21 protein-coding genes are annotated in these 20944 nt (G+C 66.8%); 8 read left to right on the forward strand and 13 right to left on the reverse strand.

Going from position 1 to position 20944, the window contains the following annotated elements:
* The first annotated feature begins 4 nt into the window (after window positions 1-4).
* The 3 genes from AC5P78_RS16930 (at window position 5) to AC5P78_RS16940 (ending at window position 2631) form a co-directional block, all read left to right on the forward strand.
* Window positions 5-601 carry an IMPACT family protein gene (locus AC5P78_RS16930; protein WP_005409249.1) on the forward strand — a complete coding sequence of 199 codons (597 nt, stop codon included), beginning with the start codon at window positions 5-7 and terminating at the stop codon, window positions 599-601.
* Window positions 594-2366: an ABC transporter transmembrane domain-containing protein gene (locus tag AC5P78_RS16935; RefSeq protein WP_012479922.1), complete on the forward strand. Its 1773-nt coding sequence runs from the start codon at window positions 594-596 to the stop codon at window positions 2364-2366. The genes AC5P78_RS16930 and AC5P78_RS16935 overlap by 8 nt, the downstream gene beginning before the upstream one ends.
* Before the next feature lie 70 nt (window positions 2367-2436).
* Entirely contained in the window at window positions 2437-2631 is a 195-nt protein-coding gene (locus tag AC5P78_RS16940; protein ID WP_005409247.1) for a hypothetical protein, read from the forward strand.
* A 230-nt stretch (window positions 2632-2861) separates the two neighbouring features.
* Here the strand turns inward: AC5P78_RS16940 and AC5P78_RS16945 are convergent, their stop codons facing one another.
* From AC5P78_RS16945 to AC5P78_RS16955, 3 genes are all read right to left on the reverse strand, one after another.
* Entirely contained in the window at window positions 2862-3986 is a 1125-nt protein-coding gene (locus AC5P78_RS16945) for a prephenate dehydrogenase (RefSeq protein ID WP_099526949.1), read from the reverse strand.
* Window positions 3983-4891, reverse strand: coding sequence for a pyridoxal kinase (gene pdxY, locus AC5P78_RS16950; protein ID WP_012479920.1), 909 nt, complete (start codon window positions 4889-4891; stop codon window positions 3983-3985). The genes AC5P78_RS16945 and pdxY overlap by 4 nt, the downstream gene beginning before the upstream one ends.
* Before the next feature lie 569 nt (window positions 4892-5460).
* A complete protein-coding gene (locus tag AC5P78_RS16955; RefSeq protein WP_414489574.1) occupies window positions 5461-6660 on the reverse strand; it encodes an MFS transporter in 1200 nt (399 codons plus the stop codon).
* Between the two features lie 72 nt (window positions 6661-6732).
* Between AC5P78_RS16955 and AC5P78_RS16960 the strand changes: the two genes are divergently transcribed.
* On the forward strand, window positions 6733-7530 hold the full coding sequence (locus tag AC5P78_RS16960) for an AraC family transcriptional regulator (RefSeq protein WP_201862369.1): 798 nt from the start codon (window positions 6733-6735) through the stop codon (window positions 7528-7530).
* Window positions 7531-7589: 59 nt separating this feature from the next.
* On the opposite strand, the gene dnaJ is transcribed toward AC5P78_RS16960, so the two are convergent.
* The 4 genes from dnaJ to hrcA all read right to left on the reverse strand — a co-directional run bounded on the left by dnaJ (window position 7590) and on the right by hrcA (window position 12617).
* Window positions 7590-8714, reverse strand: coding sequence for a molecular chaperone DnaJ (dnaJ, locus tag AC5P78_RS16965; RefSeq protein ID WP_005409242.1), 1125 nt, complete (start codon window positions 8712-8714; stop codon window positions 7590-7592).
* A gap of 154 nt (window positions 8715-8868) precedes the next feature.
* Entirely contained in the window at window positions 8869-10791 is a 1923-nt protein-coding gene (gene dnaK / locus AC5P78_RS16970) for a molecular chaperone DnaK (protein WP_005409241.1), read from the reverse strand.
* Between the two features lie 182 nt (window positions 10792-10973).
* The gene (grpE, locus tag AC5P78_RS16975) at window positions 10974-11489 is read right to left on the reverse strand and encodes a nucleotide exchange factor GrpE (protein WP_201862371.1); all 516 of its coding nucleotides are present in this window, start codon (window positions 11487-11489) and stop codon (window positions 10974-10976) included.
* 63 nt (window positions 11490-11552) lie between these two features.
* Window positions 11553-12617, reverse strand: a complete 1065-nt coding sequence (gene hrcA, locus AC5P78_RS16980) for a heat-inducible transcriptional repressor HrcA (protein ID WP_005409239.1) — start codon at window positions 12615-12617, stop codon at window positions 11553-11555.
* Window positions 12618-12732: 115 nt separating this feature from the next.
* On the opposite strand from hrcA, the gene recN reads away from it, so the two are divergent.
* Window positions 12733-14394 carry a DNA repair protein RecN gene (gene recN / locus AC5P78_RS16985; RefSeq protein ID WP_201862372.1) on the forward strand — a complete coding sequence of 554 codons (1662 nt, stop codon included), beginning with the start codon at window positions 12733-12735 and terminating at the stop codon, window positions 14392-14394.
* A 110-nt stretch (window positions 14395-14504) separates the two neighbouring features.
* On the opposite strand, the gene AC5P78_RS16990 is transcribed toward recN, so the two are convergent.
* Window positions 14505-15422 (reverse strand): LysR family transcriptional regulator, encoded by a 918-nt coding sequence (locus tag AC5P78_RS16990; protein WP_005409237.1) that lies wholly within the window; start codon window positions 15420-15422, stop codon window positions 14505-14507.
* A 97-nt stretch (window positions 15423-15519) separates the two neighbouring features.
* Here AC5P78_RS16990 and AC5P78_RS16995 point away from each other — a divergent pair, with 97 nt between their 5' ends.
* Window positions 15520-16785 carry an SGNH/GDSL hydrolase family protein gene (locus AC5P78_RS16995; RefSeq protein ID WP_201862374.1) on the forward strand — a complete coding sequence of 422 codons (1266 nt, stop codon included), beginning with the start codon at window positions 15520-15522 and terminating at the stop codon, window positions 16783-16785.
* A gap of 75 nt (window positions 16786-16860) precedes the next feature.
* Here AC5P78_RS16995 and fur read toward each other — a convergent pair whose 3' ends face one another.
* Window positions 16861-17268: a ferric iron uptake transcriptional regulator gene (gene fur, locus AC5P78_RS17000; protein WP_005409235.1), complete on the reverse strand. Its 408-nt coding sequence runs from the start codon at window positions 17266-17268 to the stop codon at window positions 16861-16863.
* Between the two features lie 103 nt (window positions 17269-17371).
* On the opposite strand from fur, the gene AC5P78_RS17005 reads away from it, so the two are divergent.
* A complete protein-coding gene (locus tag AC5P78_RS17005) occupies window positions 17372-17764 on the forward strand; it encodes an outer membrane protein assembly factor BamE (RefSeq protein ID WP_005409234.1) in 393 nt (130 codons plus the stop codon).
* Window positions 17765-17798: 34 nt separating this feature from the next.
* Here AC5P78_RS17005 and AC5P78_RS17010 read toward each other — a convergent pair whose 3' ends face one another.
* Together AC5P78_RS17010 and AC5P78_RS17015 are read right to left on the reverse strand one after the other, a co-directional pair.
* Complete coding sequence (locus AC5P78_RS17010; protein WP_005409233.1) at window positions 17799-18056, reverse strand: RnfH family protein; 258 nt, start codon at window positions 18054-18056, stop codon at window positions 17799-17801.
* Window positions 18057-18059: 3 nt separating this feature from the next.
* Window positions 18060-18485 carry a type II toxin-antitoxin system RatA family toxin gene (locus tag AC5P78_RS17015; protein ID WP_005409232.1) on the reverse strand — a complete coding sequence of 142 codons (426 nt, stop codon included), beginning with the start codon at window positions 18483-18485 and terminating at the stop codon, window positions 18060-18062.
* A 57-nt stretch (window positions 18486-18542) separates the two neighbouring features.
* On the opposite strand from AC5P78_RS17015, the gene smpB reads away from it, so the two are divergent.
* A complete protein-coding gene (gene smpB, locus AC5P78_RS17020; RefSeq protein WP_005409231.1) occupies window positions 18543-19046 on the forward strand; it encodes an SsrA-binding protein SmpB in 504 nt (167 codons plus the stop codon).
* Between the two features lie 125 nt (window positions 19047-19171).
* On the opposite strand, the gene AC5P78_RS17025 is transcribed toward smpB, so the two are convergent.
* Together AC5P78_RS17025 and AC5P78_RS17030 are read right to left on the reverse strand one after the other, a co-directional pair.
* Window positions 19172-19744 (reverse strand): hypothetical protein, encoded by a 573-nt coding sequence (locus tag AC5P78_RS17025; RefSeq protein WP_005409230.1) that lies wholly within the window; start codon window positions 19742-19744, stop codon window positions 19172-19174.
* Between the two features lie 403 nt (window positions 19745-20147).
* Window positions 20148-20750 (reverse strand): hypothetical protein, encoded by a 603-nt coding sequence (locus AC5P78_RS17030; protein WP_201862376.1) that lies wholly within the window; start codon window positions 20748-20750, stop codon window positions 20148-20150.
* Window positions 20751-20944 lie beyond the last annotated feature (194 nt).

Consider the following 20944-nt stretch of genomic DNA (forward strand, 5'->3'; position numbering starts at 1 on the left):
GGGAATGCTCGATACCCTCGCCCAGCCCGTCAGCCACACGCTGGAAGTCAAACACAGCCGTTTCATCGCCCATGCCGCGCCGATCGACGGCGCCCCCGCAGCGCTGGCGTTCCTGCAACAGGTTGCCGTGGCCGACGCCACGCACAACTGCTGGGCCTACCGGCATGGCCAGGACTACCGCTCCAGCGATGATGGCGAGCCGGCAGGCACCGCCGGGCGGCCGATCCTGGCCGCGATCGACGGGCAGGGCTTCGACCGGGTGATGGTGGTGGTGACGCGCTGGTTCGGTGGCATCAAGCTCGGCGCCGGCGGCCTGGTCCGGGCGTACGGTGGCGCCGCCGCAGAATGCCTGCGCACCGCGCCGCGGCTGGCGCTGGTCGCCATGGCACGGCTGCAGCTGCAGGCCGGCTTCGAAGACCTGGGCACCCTGCATGCGGCCCTTCCGGGGTTCGGCGCGGAGAAGCGCGATGAACAGTTCGACGCGAACGGGGTGTGCCTGCGGGTCGAATTGCCGGCCGATCAGGTCGACGCATTGAAAATCCGCCTGCGCGACGCCACTCGTGACCGTATCCGCATAGAAGACGACCACCAGGATGACTGACAAGGACGGCGCCCCCGCCTCGCCCCCGCCGCTGCGCCGCCTTGGCAGCCTGCGCACGCTATGGCCGTTCGTGCGCCGCCACAGTGGCCTGTTCACCGCCTGGCTGATGGCCCTGGCGGTGTCTTCGGCGGCCACGCTGAGCCTGCCGCCGGCGGTCAAGCAGATGATCGACCATGGCTTCAGCAGCGGCGGCCAGATCAACCGTGCCTTCGCCCTGCTGATGCTGGTGGCCGTGGTGCTGGCCCTGGCCACCGCCGCGCGCTTCTACTTCGTGTCGCTGCTGGGCGAAAAGGTCGTGGCTGACCTGCGCAGCCGCCTCTACGCACACCTCATCCAGCTCGGTGCCGGCTTCCATGACCGCAGCCGCAGCGGTGAGCTGGTCTCTCGCCTGACCGCCGACAGTGAGCTGCTGCGCAGCGTGGTCGGCTCGACCATGTCGGTGGCATTGCGCAGCAGCGTCACGGTGGTCGGCAGCCTGGCGATGCTGTTCGTCACCAGCCCGCGGCTGGCGGCGTGGTCGCTGCTGGGTATTCCGCTTGCGGTATTGCCGATCATCATCGGTGCGCGCAAGCTGCGCACCGTCGCGCGCAGCAGCCAGGACCGCATCGCCGATGCGAACAGCCTGGCCAGCGAGACCCTGGGCGCCGTAAGGACGGTGCAGGCGCATGCACGCGAACCCTACGAGCGCGGCCGCTTCGACCATGCACTGGGCGATGCCATCAAGGCCGCCCGCCGCCGCATCGGTGCGCAGTCGCTGGTCACCGCCAGCGCCATCCTGCTGGTGTTCGGCGCCATCGTCGGCGTGCTGTGGCTGGGCGCGCACGATGTCATCGACGGCCGCCTCAGCGCAGGCACCCTTGGCCAGTTCGTGCTGTACGCGCTGATCGGTGGTGGCTCGGTCGGTGCGCTGGCCGAAGTCTGGAACGAACTGCAGCGCGCGGCCGGCGGCATGGGCCGCATCGGCGAACTGCTGCAGGAAGACATCGAGATCCGCGCGCCGGCGCAGCCGCACGTGCTGCCGCAGCCGCTGCGGGGCGAGATCCGGTTCGACGACGTGGTGTTCCATTACCCGCAGCGGCCAGACCAGGCGGCGCTGGACCATTTCAGCCTGCACGTGCGCCCGGGCGAGACCGTGGCCCTGGTTGGCCCGTCCGGCGCAGGCAAGAGCACGGTGCTGTCGATGCTGCTGCGCTTCCACGATCCGGCCAGTGGCCGCATCTGCGTGGATGGCATCGACGTGCGCCAGGTCGACCCGGCCGAACTGCGCGGACAGCTGGCGCTGGTTCCGCAGCAGCCGACGCTGTTTGCCGCCAGCGCGCGCGACAACATCCGCTATGGCCGCCTGCAGGCCAGCGACAGCGAGGTGGAAGATGCCGCACGCGCCGCCGAGGCGGACGGATTCCTGCGCGCGTTGCCGCAGGGCTATGACAGTGAGCTGGGCGAGCGCGGCGCCCGCCTGTCCGGTGGCCAGCAGCAGCGTGTGGCGATTGCCCGCGCACTGCTGAAGGACGCGCCGATCCTGCTGCTGGACGAAGCCACCAGCGCGTTGGACGCGCAGAGCGAGCACAGCGTGCAGCAGGCGCTGGAGCGGCTGATGGCCGGCCGCACCACGCTGGTCATTGCCCACCGCCTGGCCACTGTGCTCAAGGCCGACCGCATCGTGGTGATGGACCAGGGCCGCATCGTCGCCGAGGGCACGCACGCGCAGCTGCTGGCCGAAGGCGGACTGTACGCTGAACTTGCACGCCTGCAGTTCATCGATTGATGACGTCCGCCTAACATCGGCGCGGCCAAGCTGGCCGCGCAACAGCAGCATCCGCTGAAGGAGGTGCACGATGTCGTTCCGTCAGTTCCCCGCCGTCGACAGCAACGGCGAAAGCCACATCATCATCGAGTTCAAGCCCGAGGCGAATGGCAGCGGGCACCATTCCGAAGCCACGCCACGCTACGAGCTGGATGATGGACGGCCGCTGGTTCGCGACGGCCGCGAGTTCACCACCAGTGGCGGTGAGCTGAGGCTGACGATCTGAGGTTCGCCGGGCATGGCCCGGCGCCACCGGATTTCGTACCGCTCCGCTCTGGTGGGTGTCGACCTTGGTCGACACGCTTTTTGCCAAAGGCGGTCGAGCATGGCTCGACCCTACAAAAAGCGTGATCAATTTTTGACCAAGCATCTTGACAGCCTTTACTACCAAGGGCTGAGCGAGGTTATCCACACCTTTGCTCAGAAACCATCCACACCGCCTGTGGATGAATGTGCTCAGCCCAGCACCCGCCCGATGCCGCTGGCGTCCACTTCGGCGGCCGCGCGACTGATCGCCCCCGGATCGCTGCCGGCCACGAACCCGATCCGGAAATGCACTTCGCCCCCAGGCGTGCGCGAGGAATGGATCGAGGCCAGGCTGATGCGGTGCTGCTCGAACACGTTCAGCAGCTCACGCAGTGAGCCCGGCCGGTCTTCCGGCAGGTGCACCGACAACGCATTGCGCTCGGTCAGGTCAGCCAGCAGATAGCCCACGCGTTCAAAGGTGTAGTTGCCCTCGGCCAGTGCCTGCTCGCCGAAGGCACTGCGGTTGGCCGACAGCAGCCCCTCACGGAATGCATCGCGTGCAGTGTCGTCGCCCTGCCCGACCTGGGCCTGCAGGGTCTGCAGCTGGCCGACCAAGCGCTCCAGCATCGGCGCCACGTACGGGTTGCCGAACTGGATGTCCTCGTAGATCGCGGGGTTCAGCGACAGGATGCGCGAGATGATCGCCGTATCCAGTTCGAACGATGCCGACCGGTACGGCATCATCGCGGCCAGGTCGCCCAGCTGCGGCTGGTACTGGCGCAGCACGCCGGCCTGGGCCAGGTGGGTGGCATGCACCATCGCCTGTACCAGCGCCATCATCTGGTCGTGATGCTGTGGCGTGGCCCGCACGCACTCAGCCTGCAGGGCCGTGCACAGCGAATCGACCCATGGCTGCCAGTGCCGCAGCCGCGCTTCGCAGACCACCATCACCCGACCCTTCAGGGTCGGCGCTTTCGGTGGCGCGGTCATCGGGTGCAGCCCGACCACCTCGGCCTGCGAGGCCAGCATCGCCTGCACCGGTGCCTCCTTCACCGAGGTCACGTCCAGCCACAGCCGGTCCTGCTCGCGGCCGGCCGACTGCCGCACGTACTCGGCGATCAACGCCGGCGTATGCCGGATCGGCGCCGAGAACACCAGCACATCGGCCTGCGCGAGCAACTGTTCCGGCGTATGCGAGCCCGGATCAGCCGGATCATGGCCGATTACCCGCAGCTGCATGTGCTGCTGGAAGAAGCGGGTCAGCCAGCGCCCGTAGGCGCCGGCACTGCCGACGATGCCGACCGTGCGCGGCGTGCGTTCGAGCAGGCCGCTCATGCCACGCGTTCGGCGCGGAAGCGCGTCCCCTCGGCCAGCGCGGCAGGCGCTGCAGCGATCACGTCGAATTCTTCGAAGCCGTTGTCCAGGGTCGCCTCCAGGGCCGCGTGGGTGCCGGCAATCGCACGCGAGATCGCCTGCTGCATCGATTCGCCGCGCAGCAGGAACGACACCACCAGCGACATCAGCACATCACCCGTACCGGCCACGTCCACCGGCAGCAGGGGCGAGGTCCAGCGCCAGGTCTCCTCGCGGCCGACAGCCAGGGTCACCAGTTCACCCGGGGTGCCGCCCACGCTGTGCGCGATCACCCAGTGCGGGCCACGATCCAGCAGCGTGCGTGCGGCGGCGATGGCATCGGCCTCGGCGAGCGCCGGCATGCCGGTGAGGCGATTGAGTTCAAAGGCGTTCGGGGTCACCAGCCAGGCATGCGGCAGCAGGCGCTCGGCGAAGATCGCTTCCAGGCCCGGTTCCACGTAGGGGCCGGTATGGGTATCACCAATCACCGGATCCAGGCAGTAACGCAGCTGCGGGCAGGCCGGCAGGATGTCGTCCAGCCAGTCGGCGAAGGCGGCACCGTTGGAGGTGCTGCCGAAGTAGCCGGACACCAGCATCTTCGCCCGCTGCGGCAGGCCGCGCTCGTGGGTGCCGAGCAGCAGGTCGGCGAACCAGTCGGCGGGCAGCACGCGACCGCGCGTGGTGTCGTAGAACGGCGCGTTGCTGAGCAACACGGTCGGAATTTCTGCTACGCGCACGCCGAGAGCGCGCATCGGCGGCACGGCGGCGCTGTTGCCGGCGTGGCCGTAGACAAGTTGCGACTGGACCGAGATGACATCGATCGGCGACGGGCCGTCGGGCCGCTGGCGGCGGCCGTGGACCAGGTGGTTATCAAGGGATTCGCTCATGGCCGCATTCTACGCCCGGTGGGGGGTTCGGCAGGGCTTGCAGCCCTGCGCCTGCAGAATCAACGTCAACATCAAAAGCCAGAGCGGGCTATCCGTGGGATGGCGGGGCGGTGTCGGCGTGCGGGGACGCCGCAAGTACGTCCTTGTAGGCTTGGCAGCGGCATCCATGCCGCTGACACCCCGCACGCCGACACCGCCCCGCCTTCGACAGTTGGCCGACAGCTGCTGGTGGGTGCCGACCGTTGGTCGGCACATCTGTCGGATACCGAATGAATTCGTCCACGCATGGCGTGGCTCTACTGGCAACTGCGGCTGTTGGTAGGTGTCGTCCGTTGATCGACACATCTGTCAAATATCGATATCCGACCCCGTGCCGACCAACGGTCGGCACCCACCAAAGCAGAACGCTGTTCCGACAGATCGCGGAAAACGGCGCGACCGAGCTACATGGACGTACTTGCAGTGTCCCCCTCAACCGACCCCACCCCGCCAATCCACGGATAGCACGCTTTGGCTTTTGCCGTTGCCTCTGCGGGTGCAGGGCGCAGCCCTGCAAAAAGAAGCACCCCTCAGTGAACAGCAGGCCGCGACGGCGGCAGCCACGCCGCCACGATGCCGAGCAGCGGCAGGAACGCAGTCAACTGGTAGACGTACTCGATGCTGGTCTTGTCCGCCAGCAGGCCGAGCACGGCAGCACCCAGTCCACCCATGCCGAACGCAAAGCCGAAGAACAGGCCGGACACCATGCCGATGCGGTGCGGCATCATTTCCTGTGCGTACACCACGATCGCCGAGAACGCCGACGACAACACGAAACCGATCAGCACCGCCAGCACCGTGGTCCAGAACAGATCGGCATGCGGCAGCATCAGTGCGAACGGTGCAACGCCCAGGATCGAGGTCCAGATGATCGACTTGCGGCCGATGCGATCGCCCAGCGGGCCACCGAGGAAGCCGCCGGCGGCGGACGCCACCAGGAATGCGAACAGATGCAGCTGCGCCTGTGCCACCGGAATGCCGAAGTGGTGGATCAGGTAGAAGGTGAAGTAGCTGCCGATGCTGGCCATGTAGAAGTACTTGCTGAAGATCAGCACCAGCAGGATCGCCAGCACCTTGGCCACGGTGCGCGGGGGATGGCGCGGCGCCATCGAGGCGGTGCTGGCCGGGCGCGGAGTGCCCAAGTGCAGCGCGTACCAGCGGCCGACATAGGTCAGCAGCGCAATGCCGATCAGCGCGGCGCCGGCAAACCACGAGGCGGCATGCTGGCCATGCGGCACGATCACGGCTGCAGCAATCAGTGGACCGAGCGCGGTACCGAAATTGCCACCCACCTGGAACACCGACTGCGCGAAGCCATGACGGCCACCCGAGGCCAGCCGCGCAATGCGCGATGCTTCCGGATGGAAAATGGCCGAACCAATGCCGACCATCGCCGCAGCCATCAGCACCACCGCATAGTTCGGCGCGAAGCCGAGCAGCAGCATGCCGCACAGGGTCGAGGCCATGCCGATCGGCAGCGAGTACGGCGCCGGGCGACGGTCGGTGGCGGCGCCAACCAGTGGCTGGAAGATCGAAGCGGTCAGCTGGTAGGTCAGCGTGATCAGGCCGATCTGGGTGAAGCTCAGGTTGAAGCCGCCCTTGATCACTGGATAGATGGCCAGGATCAGCGACTGCATCATGTCGTTGACGACATGCGAGGTGGAAATAGCTGCCAGCACACCGGGAGCCACCGGACGTGAGGTCGTTGCGGGAGAAGCCAAGGCGGACATGGACGCAGTCAGGTTGGGGGCGAGTCACGCATGCTACGGTTGCCCTCCCCTCCCTTCTGCCGCGTTCGGGTCATGGCCTATCGCAAAAAGGACATTGCCGGCGATGTCGACCCGGCTGCGCCGTGGCGTGATGTGCCAGTGCATCGCCCGGTCACCTACCGGGTTACCCAGTACCCGGCAGGCACCCACATCGCAGGCCACAAGCACCAACGCCACCAGCTGGTCTATGCCATCTCGGGGCTGATGGTGGTGCGCTCGGAAGTCGGTCGCTGGGTCGTGCCCTCCACCCGTGCAATCTGGATGCCGGCGGGCATGGTGCACGCGGTGGACTGCATTGCCGCCGTGCACATGCGCAGCCTGTACATCGATCCGTCGTTCGCCCCGCAGTTGCCGGCCGAACCGTTCGCGGTACAGGTGGCACCGCTGCTGCGCGAACTGCTGCAGGCAGCCACCCTGATCAAGGGCGAGCACATCGAAGACAGCCGCGATGGCCGCGTGGTGCGCCTGCTGCTGGACGAGCTGCACCGCATGGACGTGCTGCCGCTGCACCTGCCGGCGCCCACCGACCCGCGCCTGCAGCGGATCTGCCAGCACATCCAGAAGCACCCCGGCGATGACGCGACGCTGCAGGACTGGGCACAGGCGCTGGAAGTGGACGTGAAAACCATCCAGCGCCACTTCGCCCACGAGCTGGGCATGACCTTCGGGCAGTGGCGACAGCAGGCGCGACTGCTGGCCGCATTGGAGCGGCTGGCGGTCGGCGACAAGGTCATCGATGTCGCGCTGGCGATGGGCTACGACAGCCCCAGCGCGTTCACCAGCATGTTCAAGCGCCAGCTGGGGCAGACGCCGGCGGCGTTTTTCCGCTGATCGCAAACGAAAACGCCGGGCATGGCCCGGCGCTACCGTTCAACACTTGCGTTGAAAACTCAGGACGTCATCCGGTCCCAGAAGCCCTTCACGCCATCCATGAAGGTGGCCGACTTCGGCGAATGCTTGCGTGCTTCCTCGCCGACGAAGGTGGCTTCGAACTGTTCCAGCAGCTTGCGCTGCTCAGGGGTGAGGTTGACCGGAGTCTCCACCACCACGCGGCAGTACAGGTCGCCCTCGCTGCGGCTGCGCACCGAACGCACGCCCTTGCCGCGCAGGCGGAACAGCTTGCCGGTCTGGGTCTCGGCCGGAATGCGGATCTCCGCTTCGCCGCCGAGGGTGGCCACGCGCACGGTGTCACCCAGTGCCGCCTGCGAGATGCGGATCGGCACTTCGCAGTGCAGGTCGTCGCCATCGCGCTGGAAGATCGCATGCTCGCGCACGCGCACTTCCACGTACAGGTCGCCCGGTGGCGTACCGGCCGGACCGGCTTCGCCCTCGCCCTGCAGGCGGATGCGGTCGCCGGTATCGACGCCGGCCGGCACCTTCACCGACAGCACCTTGTCTTCCTCGACACGGCCGTTGCCGTGGCAGGTCTTGCAGGGCTTGGCGATGATCTGGCCACGGCCGCCGCAGTTGTGGCAGGCCTGCTGCATGGCGAAGATGCCGCGCTGGATGCGCACCTGGCCGCGGCCATGGCACACATTGCAGGTTTCGACCTTGCCGTCTTCCGAGCCACTGCCATCGCAGTCGCCGCACTCGGCCAGGGTCGGAATCTCGATGCGGCGCTCGACGCCGCGCACGGCTTCTTCCAGGTCCAGCTCCATCACGTAGCCGATATCGGCGCCGCGACGCGCCTGGCGCGGACCACCGCCACCGCCGCCAAAGATGTTGCCGAAGATATCGCCGAAGATATCGTTCATGTCCGGGCCGCCCGGGCCGCCGCCGCCCATGCCGTGCTCGAACGCCGCGTGGCCATGGCTGTCGTACATGCGGCGCTTGTTGCCGTCGGACAGCACTTCGTAGGCTTCCTTGCACTCCTTGAAGGAGGCTTCGGCCGCCGCATCACCCGGGTTGCGGTCCGGGTGGAACTTCATCGCGCAGCGACGGTACGCCTTCTTCAGCTCGTCGTCGGTGGCGGTGCGGGCAACGCCCAGCACTTCGTAATAATCGCGCTTGCTCATATCGTGGATCTGGTTCCGGAAAGTCGGGATTCGTCAAAGCGGAAGAGCGGAACCAGGTCCGCTCTTGCGTCGGGCGCCCCGACACGCCGGTGGGCGGTCAGGACCCTGATGCGACAACGGGACGCTGGTGGCCAGCGTCCCGTGTCGGTCCGGATCAGGACTTCTTGTCGTCCTTGACTTCGGTGAACTCGGCGTCGACCACGTCGTCCTGCGCCTTGCCGGCATTGCCGGCGTCGGCACCCGGGGCACCGCCCTGGTCGGCCGAAGCAGCGGCGAACAGCGACTGGCCAGCTTCTTCCAGTGCCTTCGACTTGGCTTCGATCTGTGCCTTGTCGTCACCCTTCATCGCGGTTTCCAGGTCGGCCAGGGCCGCCTCGACCTTGCCGATGACATCGCCGCCGACCTTGCTGCCGTGCTCGGTGATGGCGCTGCGGGTACCGTGGATCAGGGCGTCGGCCTGGTTGCGGGCCTGCACCAGTTCCTGGAACTTCTTGTCTTCTTCGCGGTTGGCTTCCGCGTCGGCGACCATGCGCGCGATCTCTTCCTCGGACAGGCCCGAACCGGCCTTGATCTCGACCTTCTGTTCCTTGTTGGTCTTCTTGTCCTTGGCCGACACGTGCAGGATGCCGTTGGCGTCGATGTCGAAGGACACTTCCACCTGCGGCAGGCCACGCGGGGCCGGCTCGATGCCGGACAGGTCGAACTTGGCCAGCGACTTGTTGAAGCGGGCCTGTTCGCGCTCACCCTGCAGCACGTGCACGGTCACGGCCGACTGGTTGTCCTCGGCGGTGGAGAACACCTGCGAGGCCTTGGTCGGGATGGTGGTGTTCTTCTCGATGATCTTGGTGAACACGCCGCCCATGGTCTCGATGCCCAGCGACAGCGGGGTCACGTCCAGCAGCAGCACGTCCTTGACGTCGCCGCCGAGCACGCCACCCTGGATCGCCGCACCCAGTGCCACGGCTTCGTCCGGGTTGACGTCCTTGCGCGGTTCCTTGCCGAAGAACTCGGTCACCGCCTGCTGCACCTTCGGCATGCGGGTCTGGCCGCCGACCAGGATCACTTCGCTGATGTCGCTCGAACGCAGGCCGGCATCGTTCAGGGCGACGCGGCACGGCTCGATCGACTTCTTGATCAGGTCATCCACCAGTGCTTCCAGCTTGGCGCGGGTCAGCTTGATGTTCAGGTGCTTCGGACCCGACGCGTCAGCGGTGACGTACGGCAGGTTCACTTCGGTCTGCTGGGCGCTGGACAGCTCGATCTTGGCGCGCTCGGCAGCGTCCTTCAGGCGCTGCAGGGCCAGCGGATCCTTGCGCAGGTCGATGCCCTGGTCCTTGTTGAACTCTTCAACCAGGTACTCGATGACGCGGTTGTCGAAGTCTTCGCCACCCAGGAAGGTGTCGCCGTTGGTGGCCAGCACTTCGAACTGCTTTTCACCGTCGACGTTGGCGATCTCGATCACCGAGACGTCGAAGGTGCCGCCGCCCAGGTCGTACACCACGATCTTGCGATCCTTGTTGTCGCCCTTGTCCAGGCCATAGGCCAGCGCGGCCGCGGTCGGCTCGTTGATGATGCGCTTGACGTCCAGGCCGGCGATGCGGCCGGCGTCCTTGGTTGCCTGGCGCTGGCTGTCGTTGAAGTAGGCCGGCACGGTGATGACCGCTTCGGTGACCTTCTCACCGAGGAAGTCCTCGGCGGTCTTCTTCATCTTTTCCAGCACCTTGGCCGAGATTTCCTGCGGGGCCATCTTCTTGCCGTCGCTGGTGGCCACCCAGGCGTCGCCATTGTCATGGGCCAGGATGCTGTACGGGACGTGCGCGATGTCCTTCTGCACTTCGGCGTCGGTGAACTTGCGGCCGATCAGGCGCTTCACCGCGTAGAAGGTGTTCTTCGGGTTGGTCACGGCCTGGCGCTTGGCCGAGGCACCGACCAGGACTTCGCCGTCCTTGGTGTAGGCGACGATCGACGGGGTGGTGCGATCGCCTTCCGAATTCTCGATGACGCGGGCCTTGCCGCCGTCCATGATCGCCACGCACGAGTTGGTGGTGCCGAGGTCGATACCAATGATCTTGCCCATGGGGGAGACTCCTGAGGATGCTTGTTGGTGTCAGTCCGGCCGTTCGGCCGGTGGATGAATACGATGTGGGGGAGGCTCGTGGAACATTCAAGCCATCTCCCGAACGCTGTGTTCAGCGCCTGGAAAACCTTGCCAGGCATGGCCTGGCACAACCGGGACCGGGCAAAGCCCGGCCTGGTCCATCAATCGGCGGCCACCACCACCAGCGCCGGCCGCAGCAGGCGCTCGTTGAGCAGGTAGCCCTTCTGGAACACGGTCACCACGCTGCCCGGGGCGGCGCCCGGCGTCGGCACCTGGCTGATGGCCTGGTGGTGTTCCGGGTTGAACGCCTGGCCGATCGGGTCCAGCAGGACCAGTCCGTTGTCGGCGGCCACCTTCAGCAGCTGCTTGTAGGTCAGCTCCAGGCCTTCGCGCAGCGGGTGCGGGTCGTCGCCGGCGGCCTTCAGGCCGGCATCCAGGCTGTCGAACACGGGGAGCAGATCGCCCAGCAGCTTCTCGTTGGCGAACTTGCGGGCCTGTTCGATGTCACGGGCAACGCGCTTGCGCTGGTTCTCCAGGTCGGCGCGCTCACGCAGGGCATCGGCCTTGACCTGTTCGATTTCGGCGCGCAGGCGCTCGACTTCGTCGTTGACGCCGGCGGTGGCGGCCGCATCGGCGGCACTCTGCTGGGATTCGATATCTGGCTGTTCGTGGTTCATGTCTGGGTCCCTGGCGGTCAATCTCCGCCTCCACCCACCCTAGTGTGGGCGGGATGCTGCGTTTCAAGCGTCGGATGTTCCCGGCGGCCGGCCGGCTGGCGAAAACGCCGCGCCCAGTACATCGGCGGTAGCCTGCACCAGCGGGATCACGCGGTCGTAGGCCATCCGCTTGGGGCCGATCACCCCCAGCACGCCCAGCACCTGGCCATTGGCCGTGTAAGGGGCAGTGACCAGCGAGACGCCCTGCAGCGGCATCATCCCGGTCTCCTCGCCGATGAAGATGCGCACGCCGGGCGCCTGGATGGTCCGCTCCAGCAGCTGCAGGATCTCCCGCTTGCTGGAGAACAGCTCGAACAGCTCGCGCAGGCGCTCCAGGTCGGACAGGTCCTGCACCCCCATCAGGCGGGTCTGGCCGGCCACCAGCATGTCGTCGGCCGCCGGCTGCAGGGCCTGCTCGGCCAGCTCGATGCTGTGCGCCAGCAGCTGTTCCAGCTCGGAGCGGGCATCGCGCAGTTCCAGCAGCAGTCGGGTGCGGATCTCGGCCATCGGCAGGCCGGCGAAATGGGCATTGAGATAGTTGGCCACCTGCTCCAGCTGGCCCGGCGCGAACTCCTGCCGGGTCTCGATGACGCGGTTCTGCACCTCGTTGTCGGCAAACACCAGGATCGCCAGCACCCGGCGCCCGTCCAGCGCCACGAAGTCGATCTGGCGGAAGGCGAACTGCTCGCGTCGCGGCGCGCTGACCACGCCGACGAAGTGGCTCATCGCCGACAGCAGCTCCGAGGCGCTGCCGAGCAGGGCCTGGGTGCTGCCGCCGCCAGCCAGTTCCTGGCGCAACCGGGCCAGCTCGCCTTCGCCCGGCGGCTGCATCTGCAGCAGGCTGTCGACGAAGACCCGGTAGCCATGTGCGGTCGGGACCCGCCCGGCGGAGGTGTGCGGCGAGGCCAGCAGCCCCAGGTCTTCCAGGTCACCCAGGATGTTGCGGATGGTGGCCGGACTGACCTCCAGCCCGGCCACGCGCGCCAGCGTCTGCGAGCCGACCGGCTCGCCGTCCTGGATGTAACGCGCGATCAGCGTGCGCAGCAGATGGCGCGCACGCGGGGCAAGCTGGTCGGGAGAACCGTGCATGGAATCAACCTGTGAGACACGGACACTAGATAATGGCGGCGCATCACCTTGGCAAGTCATTGGACCTCCCTCGCCCGCGTGCTAGCGTTGCGCGGCTGCTGATACCCCCTTACCCATGCTCAGACATCTTTCGATCAAGGATTTCGCCGTCGTCCGCGCCACCGAACTGGAGTTCGGGCCAGGCATGACCGTGGTTTCAGGCGAGACCGGCGCCGGCAAGTCGCTGATGGTCGACGCGCTGGGCTTCCTGTCCGGCCTGCGCGCCGACAGCGGCGTGGTCCGCCACGGCGCCGCGCGCGCCGAGCTTTCGGCCGAGTTTGCGCTGGAGCAGCTGCAGGCTGCACGCCAGTGGCTGGCCGACAACGAGCTGGACGACGAGGAGCAGTGCCAGCTGCGCCGGGTCATCCGCGCCGATGGCGGTTCGCGGGCCTGGATCAACGGCCGCCCGGTGACCCTGGCGCAGCTGGGCGACCTGGCCTCGCTGCTGGTGGAGATCCACGGACAGCACGAACAGCAGGCCCTGCTGACGCGCCCGTCGCAGCTGGCCCTGCTCGACGCCTATGCGCGCAACGAGAACGAACGCCGCCAGGTGCGACGCGCCGCCGCGGCCTGGCAGGCATTGGTCGATGAATCGCTGGCGCTGTCGCAACAGGGCGACGTCAGTGACCGGATCGGCTTCCTGGAGCACCAGCTGCGCGAGCTGGACCGTGAAGACCTGGAGCCGGAGTCGATTGCCGCACTCGGCGCCAGCCACCGCCGCCAGGCCCATGCCAGCGCCCTGCTGAGCGCCTGCCAGGCCGCCAGCAACCAGCTCAACGGCGACGACGGCAGCTCCGCGCTGGACCTGCTGCAGCAGGTGCGCCACGAGCTGTCGCGCCTGATCGAGCACGACCCGCGCCTGGGCGAGGTGGATGGCCTGATCGAGAACGCTTCGATTCAGCTGCACGAAGCCCTGTCGCTGCTGGACCGGGTGCATGACGACCTCGACGCCGACCCCGAACAGTTCGAGGAGAACGAGCGCCGCCTCGGCCGTCTGCACGACCTGGCCCGCAAGCACCGCGTGCCGATGGACGAGCTGGGTGCGCAGCGCGAGCGCATGCACGCCGAAGTGGAACAGCTGCGCGGCGCCGACGAACGCCTGCAGCGCCTGGCCGGCGAGATCGACAAGGCCGCCGCCGTCTGGCGCGCACAGGCCGAAGTGCTGACCGCCAGCCGTCGCAGCGCTGCTGCCGAGCTGTCGGCCACCACCACCGGCATCATCGCCGAGCTGGGCATGGGCGGCGGCCAGTTCCTGATCGAGCTGGAACCGCAGGACGCCGCCAAGCCCGACCCGCAGGGTGCCGAGCGCGTGGAATTCCTGGTCGCAGCCAATGCCGGCCAGCCGCCGCGCGCCCTGCGCAAGGTGGCCTCCGGCGGCGAACTGTCACGCATCTCGCTGGCCATCGAAGTGGCCGCGCTGGACCTGGATGCAGTACCGACCATGGTGTTCGACGAAGTCGACTCCGGCATCGGCGGCGCAGTGGCTGACATCGTTGGCCAGAAGCTGCGCGCGCTCGGCGAGAAGCGCCAGGTGCTGTGCGTGACCCACCTGCCGCAGGTTGCCTCCAAGGGCCATGCCCATTACCGGGTCAGCAAGGCCCCGGTGGAAGGCATGACCCAGAGCGCCGTGGAAAAGCTGGACAGCAAGGCGCGCGAGGAAGAGCTGGCACGCATGCTCGGCGGCGTGGAAGTGAGCAAGGAAGCGCGCGCCGCCGCGCGCAAGCTGCTGCAGGTGTAACGCCGCCCGAGCCGGGCATAGGCCCGGCTTCCGCACGGTAGTGCCGGCCGCTGGCCGGCAACCCAACACAGGTGGGCGAAGATCGTGAGGTTGCCGGCCAGCGGCCGGCACTACCCCCGTGGCTGCGTCAGGTCGACGTTCTCCACCAGGAAATCAAGAAACGCGCGCACCCGCAGCGGCAGGTAGCCGCCCTGCCCCAGGAACACCGCGTGTACCTCTTCCAGGTCACCGGGGTTGGCCTCTTCCAGCACCGGCAGCAGGCGCCCGGCGGCAATATCCTGCTGCACCTGGAATGCTGCCAGCCGCGCCATGCCCAACCCACCCAGCACCAGCTGGCGCAGCGCATCGCCGTTGCTGGCGCGGGCGTTGCCACTGGGCAGCAGCATGCGTTCGCGCCCGTCCTGCAGCAACGGCCAGCCCTGCATCGCGCGCGCATGGCCGATATCCAGCCGGTTGTGCGACTGCAGCTCCTCGGCAGTGCGTGGCAGCCCGTGCCGCTGCGCGTAGGCCGGTGCAGCCACGATCATCATCCGCGTCGCGCCCAGCCGCCGCGCCACCAGGCTCGAGCTCTTCAGCGGACCGGCCCGCACCGCCACGTCGGTGCGCTGCTCCAGCAGGTCGATCACCTCGTCGTTGAGGGTCAGGTCCACGCCTACCTGCGGATTGCGCTGCAGGAACGCCGGCAGCAACGGCAACAGGAAATGCTGGCCGAACGGCACGTTGGAATTGACCCGCAGGCGTCCACGCGGCTCGGCGTGAGCACTGGCGCAGCGCTCGGCCTCGTCCAGGTCGGCCAGCACGCGCAGGCCGCGCTCGTAGAACGCGCAGCCCTCGGGAGTCAGCTGCAGCTGGCGGGTGGAACGCTGCAGCAGGCGCGTCCCCAGCCGTTGTTCCAGCCTCGCCACCAGCTTGCTGACCGCCGACGGGGTCATCTCCAACGTTCGGGCGGCTGCGGAAAAGCCCCCGGTCTCGATCACCCGCACGAACACTTCCAGTTCGCCGGATCGGTTGATGTCGGAGCGCGCCATGGCAATGAATCCAGTTCACAGATGATTGTCCATGCGCAGTCTAGTTCACAGATGAGTACGGAATCACCATGGCCTTCCCTCCACCCGGGATTGCCCGATGAATCGCTTCAGCCAGCTCGTCACCACCGCATTGATCGGCCTGTCCAGTGCCGCCAGCGCCGCCCCTGCGCCACAGTGGGTCGCCAGCTGGCAGGCCAGCCCGCAACCGGTCTGGGGCGCGGAATTCCTGTTTCCGACCCTGGTCCCAGCCGCTCTGCAGGACCAGACCTTCCGCCAGACGGCACGTATCAGCCTGGGCGGGTCTCGGCTGCGGGTGCGGCTGAGCAATGCCTACGGCACTCAACCACTGCGGATCGGGGCGGCGAGCGTGGCCGCCCGGGCGGGGGACACCCCGCAGCCGCTCAGTTTCGAAGGCCAGCCCGGAGTGCTGATCGGCCCCGGGCAGGAACGGCTGAGCGATCCGCTGCCACTGGCCACGGCTGACCGGCAGGCGCTGCAGGTCAGCGTCTTCGTGCCGGGGCCGATGCCGGTACAGACGTTCCATTGGGAGGGCAGGCAGACCAGTTGGATTGCGCCTGGCGACCAGAGCCAGGCCCAGGCACTGAGCGGGGCCAGCAGCACCACGGCCCGCCTGTTCCTGGCCGGCATCGAGGTCGAGGCGCCGACCAGCGCACGCAGCGTGGTGGTGATCGGCGATTCGATCACCGACGGCGCCACCGCCAGCCTCGACCAGGACCAGCGCTGGACCGACCATCTGGCCGCGCGTTTGGCACCGCGGGGCATCGCCGTGGTTAATGCCGGCATCTCCGGTGGCCGCCTCTTGCACGACGGCATGGGGGAATCCGCGACGGCGCGCTTCCAACGCGATGTGCTGGATCAGCCTGGCGTGTCCAGCGTGATCGTGCTGATCGGCATCAACGACATCAGCTGGCCCGGCACCGCCTTCGCCCGCAAGCAGGCGCGGCCCGCGCTTGCCGAGCTGCAGGCGGGCTACCGCGCCCTGGCCGAACAGGCCCATCGGCGGGGTCTACGCATCCTCGGCGCCACCCTGATGCCGTTCGCCGGCGCCCTGCCCGGCACGCCGCTGGACGACTACTACCACTCGGACAAGGACGCCCTGCGCCGCCAGCTCAATGCCTGGCTGCGCACCGACGGGCCGTTCGACGCGGTGATCGACCTGGACGCGGCCCTGCGCGATCCGGCCGATCCGTCACGGATGGCCGCTGCCTACGACTCCGGCGATCACCTGCATCCGGGTGATGCGGGGAACCGGGCGATGGCCGAGGCGGTGGATCTGGACGTGCTGCTTGGAGGTCAGGGGTCGGCCGGGGTCGGATCCCTTTGCGCCAGCAAAGGGCTCTGACCCCAGCACGCGACCCGGCAACGAAAAACCCCGGGCAGGCCCGGGGTTTCGTCGCATCTGGCTGGCTGGATCGGCTTACTTGCGCTTCTTGCGCACGTACAGCACCAGCGAGTGCTCTTCCAGCTCGTAGCCGTGGTCGGCTGCGATCTTGCGCTGCAGCTCCTCGATCTCATGGCTCTCGAACTCGATGATCTTGCCGCTGTCCACGTCGACCATGTGGTCGTGGTGGCCGCCACGGTCAAGCTCGTAGACCGCCTGGCCACCCTCGAAATTGTGCTTGAGCACGAGGCCGGCGGCCTCGAACTGGGTCAGCACCCGGTACACCGTCGCCAGGCCGATCTCGTCGCCATGCTCCAGCAGCTGGCGGTAGATGTCTTCGGCGGTCATGTGGTGCTGGGCATTGCGCTGCTCGAGCAGCGCCAGGATCCGCATCCGCGGATGGGTCACCTTCAGGCCGACTTTACGCAGGTCGTGGGTTTCCATAGGTCTCCGTTCATTGGCGATTTAGCGCCAGCTGCCTCGGATTGGGTCGCGGTGGCACGCCGGGAGTGTATCATCGGTTTGATTTCCCCAACCGCCAGTCCCGATGCGCAATCTCCTGTTGGTCGCCGCCGTCGCCCTGTCCACCACCGGGTGCGGCATCATCTACAAGCAACCCATCTATCAGGGCAACCTGATCCGGGAAGATGCCGTGGCCAAGCTGCAGGTCGGGCAGAGCAAGCAGCAGGTCACCGCGCTGCTGGGCACCCCGTCCATTCCCGATCCGTTCCACGCCCAGCGCTGGGACTACACCTCCAGCCAGCGGGTGAACCGCCTGGGACGTACTGAAGTGAAGAACTTCGTGGTGTTCTTCGAGAATGACACCGTGACCCGTTGGGAAGGCGATTACTTCCCGGGCAACGACAAGGCACTGGCCCAGCAGACCGTGCGTCAGTTCGGCCGCAACCTGCCGAAGGACAAGAAGAAGAAGGGCCGCTGAGGCCCTGCCCGTCCCCACGGACGGGTTGCGGGCATCAACCGCCGAGCGCGCGTCGCCGGCGGTTGTCCTTGGGGTCGGCCAGCAACGGGCGTAGCAGCTCAATGCGGTCACCCTCCAGCAACACCTGCTGCGGGCGCGCCAGTACGCCATGCACGGCCACAGCCGGGCATCGGTCACTGCCTTCCAGCGCGGCGGCGGCAATGGCATCGGCCACGGTCGCGCCCTCGTCCAGCTGCAGCCGGCGCGACAGCACCTGCTGCGGCCAGGCCAGCACCACCTCGACCTCGATCATCGCTCAGGCCTCGTCGGCGACGCGGACGAAATCATTGACCATCCGATCGGCCAGACCCTGGAAGCCGATCGCCAGGGCCGGCCCCAGCAGGCGCGAGCTGGGCTCGAATTCCAGGGTCAGGGTGACCTTGCAGGCGTCCTCGGCCAGCGCATGGAATTCCCAGCGGCCGTGCAACTGCTTGAACGGGCCATCGCGCAGCTGCATGTCGATGCTGTGCGGGCGCTGCAGGGTGTTTTCGGTCTGGAACCAGGTGCTGAACGAACCCAGGCCCAGGTCCAGGCGCGCCACCAGCCGGTCCTCGCCCTGCTCCAGGATCTGGGCAGCCGAGCACCAGCGGAAGCGGCGCGGATAGGCCTGGACATCGTTGACCAGGTCGAACATGCGCGCGGACGAATGTTCGACCAAGGCGCTGCGGCGGATAGTAGGCATGAATACAGGACGTTTCGGCAATCGACCGGGCGGGCCCGAATCGGAGACAATACGGAAATGAGCAAGAACAGCGGCAAGGATAAAGCAAAGAGCGCGACGGCCAACAAGACCATCGCGTTGAACAAGCGTGCCCGCCACGAGTACCACATCGAAGAACGCTTCGAGGCCGGCCTGGCACTGCAGGGCTGGGAGGTGAAGTCGATCCGCGCTGGCCGCGGCAACATCATCGATGCCTACGCCTACGTGAAGCACGGCGAGATCTTCCTGATCGGCGCCCAGATCACCCCGTTGATCCAGGCCTCCACCCACGTGGTGGCCAACGACCGGCGCGAGCGCAAGCTGCTGCTGCACCGGAGCGAGATCGACAAGCTGGTCGGCAAGGTCGAGCGCGATGGCTACACGATCGTGCCCACCGCGATGTACTGGAGCAAGAACAAGATCAAGCTCGAAGTCGCGCTGGCCAAGGGCAAGCAGACCCACGACAAGCGCGATGCCGCCAAGGACCGCGACTGGGCGATCGAGAAGCAGCGCGTGATGCGTCGCGGCAACCGCGACGCGTAAAGCCGCTGCGCATCACCCTGTAAAGCCGGGCCATGCTCGGCTGCCTTGGTTTTCTGTAGAGCCGAGCCATGCTCGGCTTCGGTAAGAAAAGCAGTCGAGCATGGCTCGACGCTACAAAAGGCGGGTCACCCCGCCAGCATGCCCTGCCCGCGCATGCGCGGCGCCAGCGCCGCGTGCATCACCGCCAGGTGCATCACCACCGCCAGTTCCGGCGCGTAGCGGTCATCGCCTTCCCGCCACTGCTGGGCCAGCTGCGCGGCATCATCGGGCAGCAACGACAGCAACTGGGCATCATCCAGCGCATCGGCGGCGCCCTGCAGCTGGCGCGCCAACTGCCGCGACTGCCACACGTGCACGCCAATACTGAGACTGGCCAGCGACATCAGGACCACGGCCAGCCCGTGCTCGAACCACTGCGACAGTACTTCCGGCCCCCACAGCAGGGCCGCCAGTACGGCCAGGCCCGGTAGGCGCCAGCCGAGCCAATGGATGCGCCCGCGCTGCGACCAGTGCACCACCACCGCGCTGGCGACCAGTGCCGCTGCGGCCGTGGCCGGCAACTCCGTCACCCAGGTGGCCGCCAGCAGCACCGCCAGCACGGCCCAGACCCAGCCGGGCGGCAACGCGCGCCGCTGATAGTCGGCACCGACCGGCCCGATCAGCTGTCGCAGGCTGCGTTGTTGGCTTGCATCGGTCACCCACAGTCTCCGTGTCTGTCCTGGCTCGGATGGTCGTCGCCAGTGTGTCGCAAATTCGTGCCAATGACGTTACCAATCCGCTATGACGGCGGCTCTACAACGTGTTGTGGATTGCAAAGGTGACTGTTCAGCTGTTTTGCCGTAGCATTGCAACCGTTGGGCAGGCCCTGACCGTGGCAACGCGGGATAGGCCCTGTACCTTGCAGCACTGTAGAAGCCGGGGGTGCATTGTCCCCGTGACGCCATCGGCGCCGGTTTCCAGGAAGCAGAAATAACGAAGCCCATCAATGCCTTAGCTTGATGGGCTTTTTTGTTCATGACTGCCGCATGGGCAGAAATGGGCATGGATTGGCAGCGTTTGGTCAACTTCTTGGTCAACATCCGATGTTGACCACTGCCGTCCTCAGCTCGCCGGCGGATCTTTCAGCTGGTAGTTCTCATCCTCAAGCTGTTTGATGACCCGACCGATCTCGGCCTGCAGTTTGGTGTGGGCTGATGACGTTTCGTCCCACAGACTCTCCGCTTCTTCATTGCTCTTTGCTCTGAAAGCCTTCCAGAACTTGTTGATGAAGGTATCCATAGGTGTCGTCACCTTCGACGAATGGATGCGAGCCCGAATCGGCAATAGCAGCGCAGCCCATTCCTCAACTTTCGGAACCAACTCAGGGTCGATTGTTGCTTTGGACCAATCCTCTCCCGTTGTCTGGGCTGCAGTCCGCGCGTTTCGAACCTTTCGGCCAGCATGAAGCAAGCCGACGAGAACCGGCTGCACCGCAAGTAGATTGCCTCGTTCCGCCTCTATTCGCTTGGCCCTTAGCGCATCGCGGCGCTCGACCAAGCGCTTCGCTTCCTGTGCCGCATCACGGCGGCGCTCGAGGAAAAAATCCAACCCCGCCTTCAGCAAGATGCCCGCGACCAGCGAGACAACGGGCAGGCCGTACTTCCAGAATTCGCTCGCCGACTCTGCCGCGGGCGCCGCGGGCGCAATCAGAATTTCTATTGGCATGCCATTCTCGTCTTCCTTGGTGAGCGCATATCCTGCCTGAATGATCTGTCGAATAGATCAAATTGGCGACTCCGGCACGCCTACGGCTATAGTCCGCGCATGACCAGCGAGCCCCGTCAATCCCAATACTCGCCGAAGGCCGTGGCGTACCTCCTCGAGAATTGGAGGGCCCTCAGACCCCAGGTCACGGACCT

Source organism: Stenotrophomonas sp. YJH_SMC_133 (assembly GCF_059370655.1).

What these genes read in the sequence shown, in the direction of transcription:
- hrcA (WP_005409239.1), bottom strand. Translation starts at nt 12,617, where the DNA reads ATGCACGGTTCTCCCGACCAGCTTGCCCCGCGTGCGCGCCATCTGCTG.
- AC5P78_RS17005 (WP_005409234.1), top strand. Translation starts at nt 17,372, where the DNA reads ATGCGCAATCTCCTGTTGGTCGCCGCCGTCGCCCTGTCCACCACCGGG.
- AC5P78_RS16955 (WP_414489574.1), bottom strand. Translation starts at nt 6,660, where the DNA reads ATGTCCGCCTTGGCTTCTCCCGCAACGACCTCACGTCCGGTGGCTCCC.
- AC5P78_RS16990 (WP_005409237.1), bottom strand. Translation starts at nt 15,422, where the DNA reads ATGGCGCGCTCCGACATCAACCGATCCGGCGAACTGGAAGTGTTCGTG.
- dnaK (WP_005409241.1), bottom strand. Translation starts at nt 10,791, where the DNA reads ATGGGCAAGATCATTGGTATCGACCTCGGCACCACCAACTCGTGCGTG.
- AC5P78_RS17030 (WP_201862376.1), bottom strand. Translation starts at nt 20,750, where the DNA reads ATGCCAATAGAAATTCTGATTGCGCCCGCGGCGCCCGCGGCAGAGTCG.
- dnaJ (WP_005409242.1), bottom strand. Translation starts at nt 8,714, where the DNA reads ATGAGCAAGCGCGATTATTACGAAGTGCTGGGCGTTGCCCGCACCGCC.
- AC5P78_RS16960 (WP_201862369.1), top strand. Translation starts at nt 6,733, where the DNA reads ATGGCCTATCGCAAAAAGGACATTGCCGGCGATGTCGACCCGGCTGCG.
- AC5P78_RS16995 (WP_201862374.1), top strand. Translation starts at nt 15,520, where the DNA reads ATGAATCGCTTCAGCCAGCTCGTCACCACCGCATTGATCGGCCTGTCC.
- AC5P78_RS17015 (WP_005409232.1), bottom strand. Translation starts at nt 18,485, where the DNA reads ATGCCTACTATCCGCCGCAGCGCCTTGGTCGAACATTCGTCCGCGCGC.
- AC5P78_RS16945 (WP_099526949.1), bottom strand. Translation starts at nt 3,986, where the DNA reads ATGAGCGGCCTGCTCGAACGCACGCCGCGCACGGTCGGCATCGTCGGC.
- AC5P78_RS16940 (WP_005409247.1), top strand. Translation starts at nt 2,437, where the DNA reads ATGTCGTTCCGTCAGTTCCCCGCCGTCGACAGCAACGGCGAAAGCCAC.
- grpE (WP_201862371.1), bottom strand. Translation starts at nt 11,489, where the DNA reads ATGAACCACGAACAGCCAGATATCGAATCCCAGCAGAGTGCCGCCGAT.
- AC5P78_RS16935 (WP_012479922.1), top strand. Translation starts at nt 594, where the DNA reads ATGACTGACAAGGACGGCGCCCCCGCCTCGCCCCCGCCGCTGCGCCGC.
- AC5P78_RS17010 (WP_005409233.1), bottom strand. Translation starts at nt 18,056, where the DNA reads ATGATCGAGGTCGAGGTGGTGCTGGCCTGGCCGCAGCAGGTGCTGTCG.
- AC5P78_RS16930 (WP_005409249.1), top strand. Translation starts at nt 5, where the DNA reads ATGCTCGATACCCTCGCCCAGCCCGTCAGCCACACGCTGGAAGTCAAA.
- recN (WP_201862372.1), top strand. Translation starts at nt 12,733, where the DNA reads ATGCTCAGACATCTTTCGATCAAGGATTTCGCCGTCGTCCGCGCCACC.
- pdxY (WP_012479920.1), bottom strand. Translation starts at nt 4,891, where the DNA reads ATGAGCGAATCCCTTGATAACCACCTGGTCCACGGCCGCCGCCAGCGG.
- fur (WP_005409235.1), bottom strand. Translation starts at nt 17,268, where the DNA reads ATGGAAACCCACGACCTGCGTAAAGTCGGCCTGAAGGTGACCCATCCG.
- smpB (WP_005409231.1), top strand. Translation starts at nt 18,543, where the DNA reads ATGAGCAAGAACAGCGGCAAGGATAAAGCAAAGAGCGCGACGGCCAAC.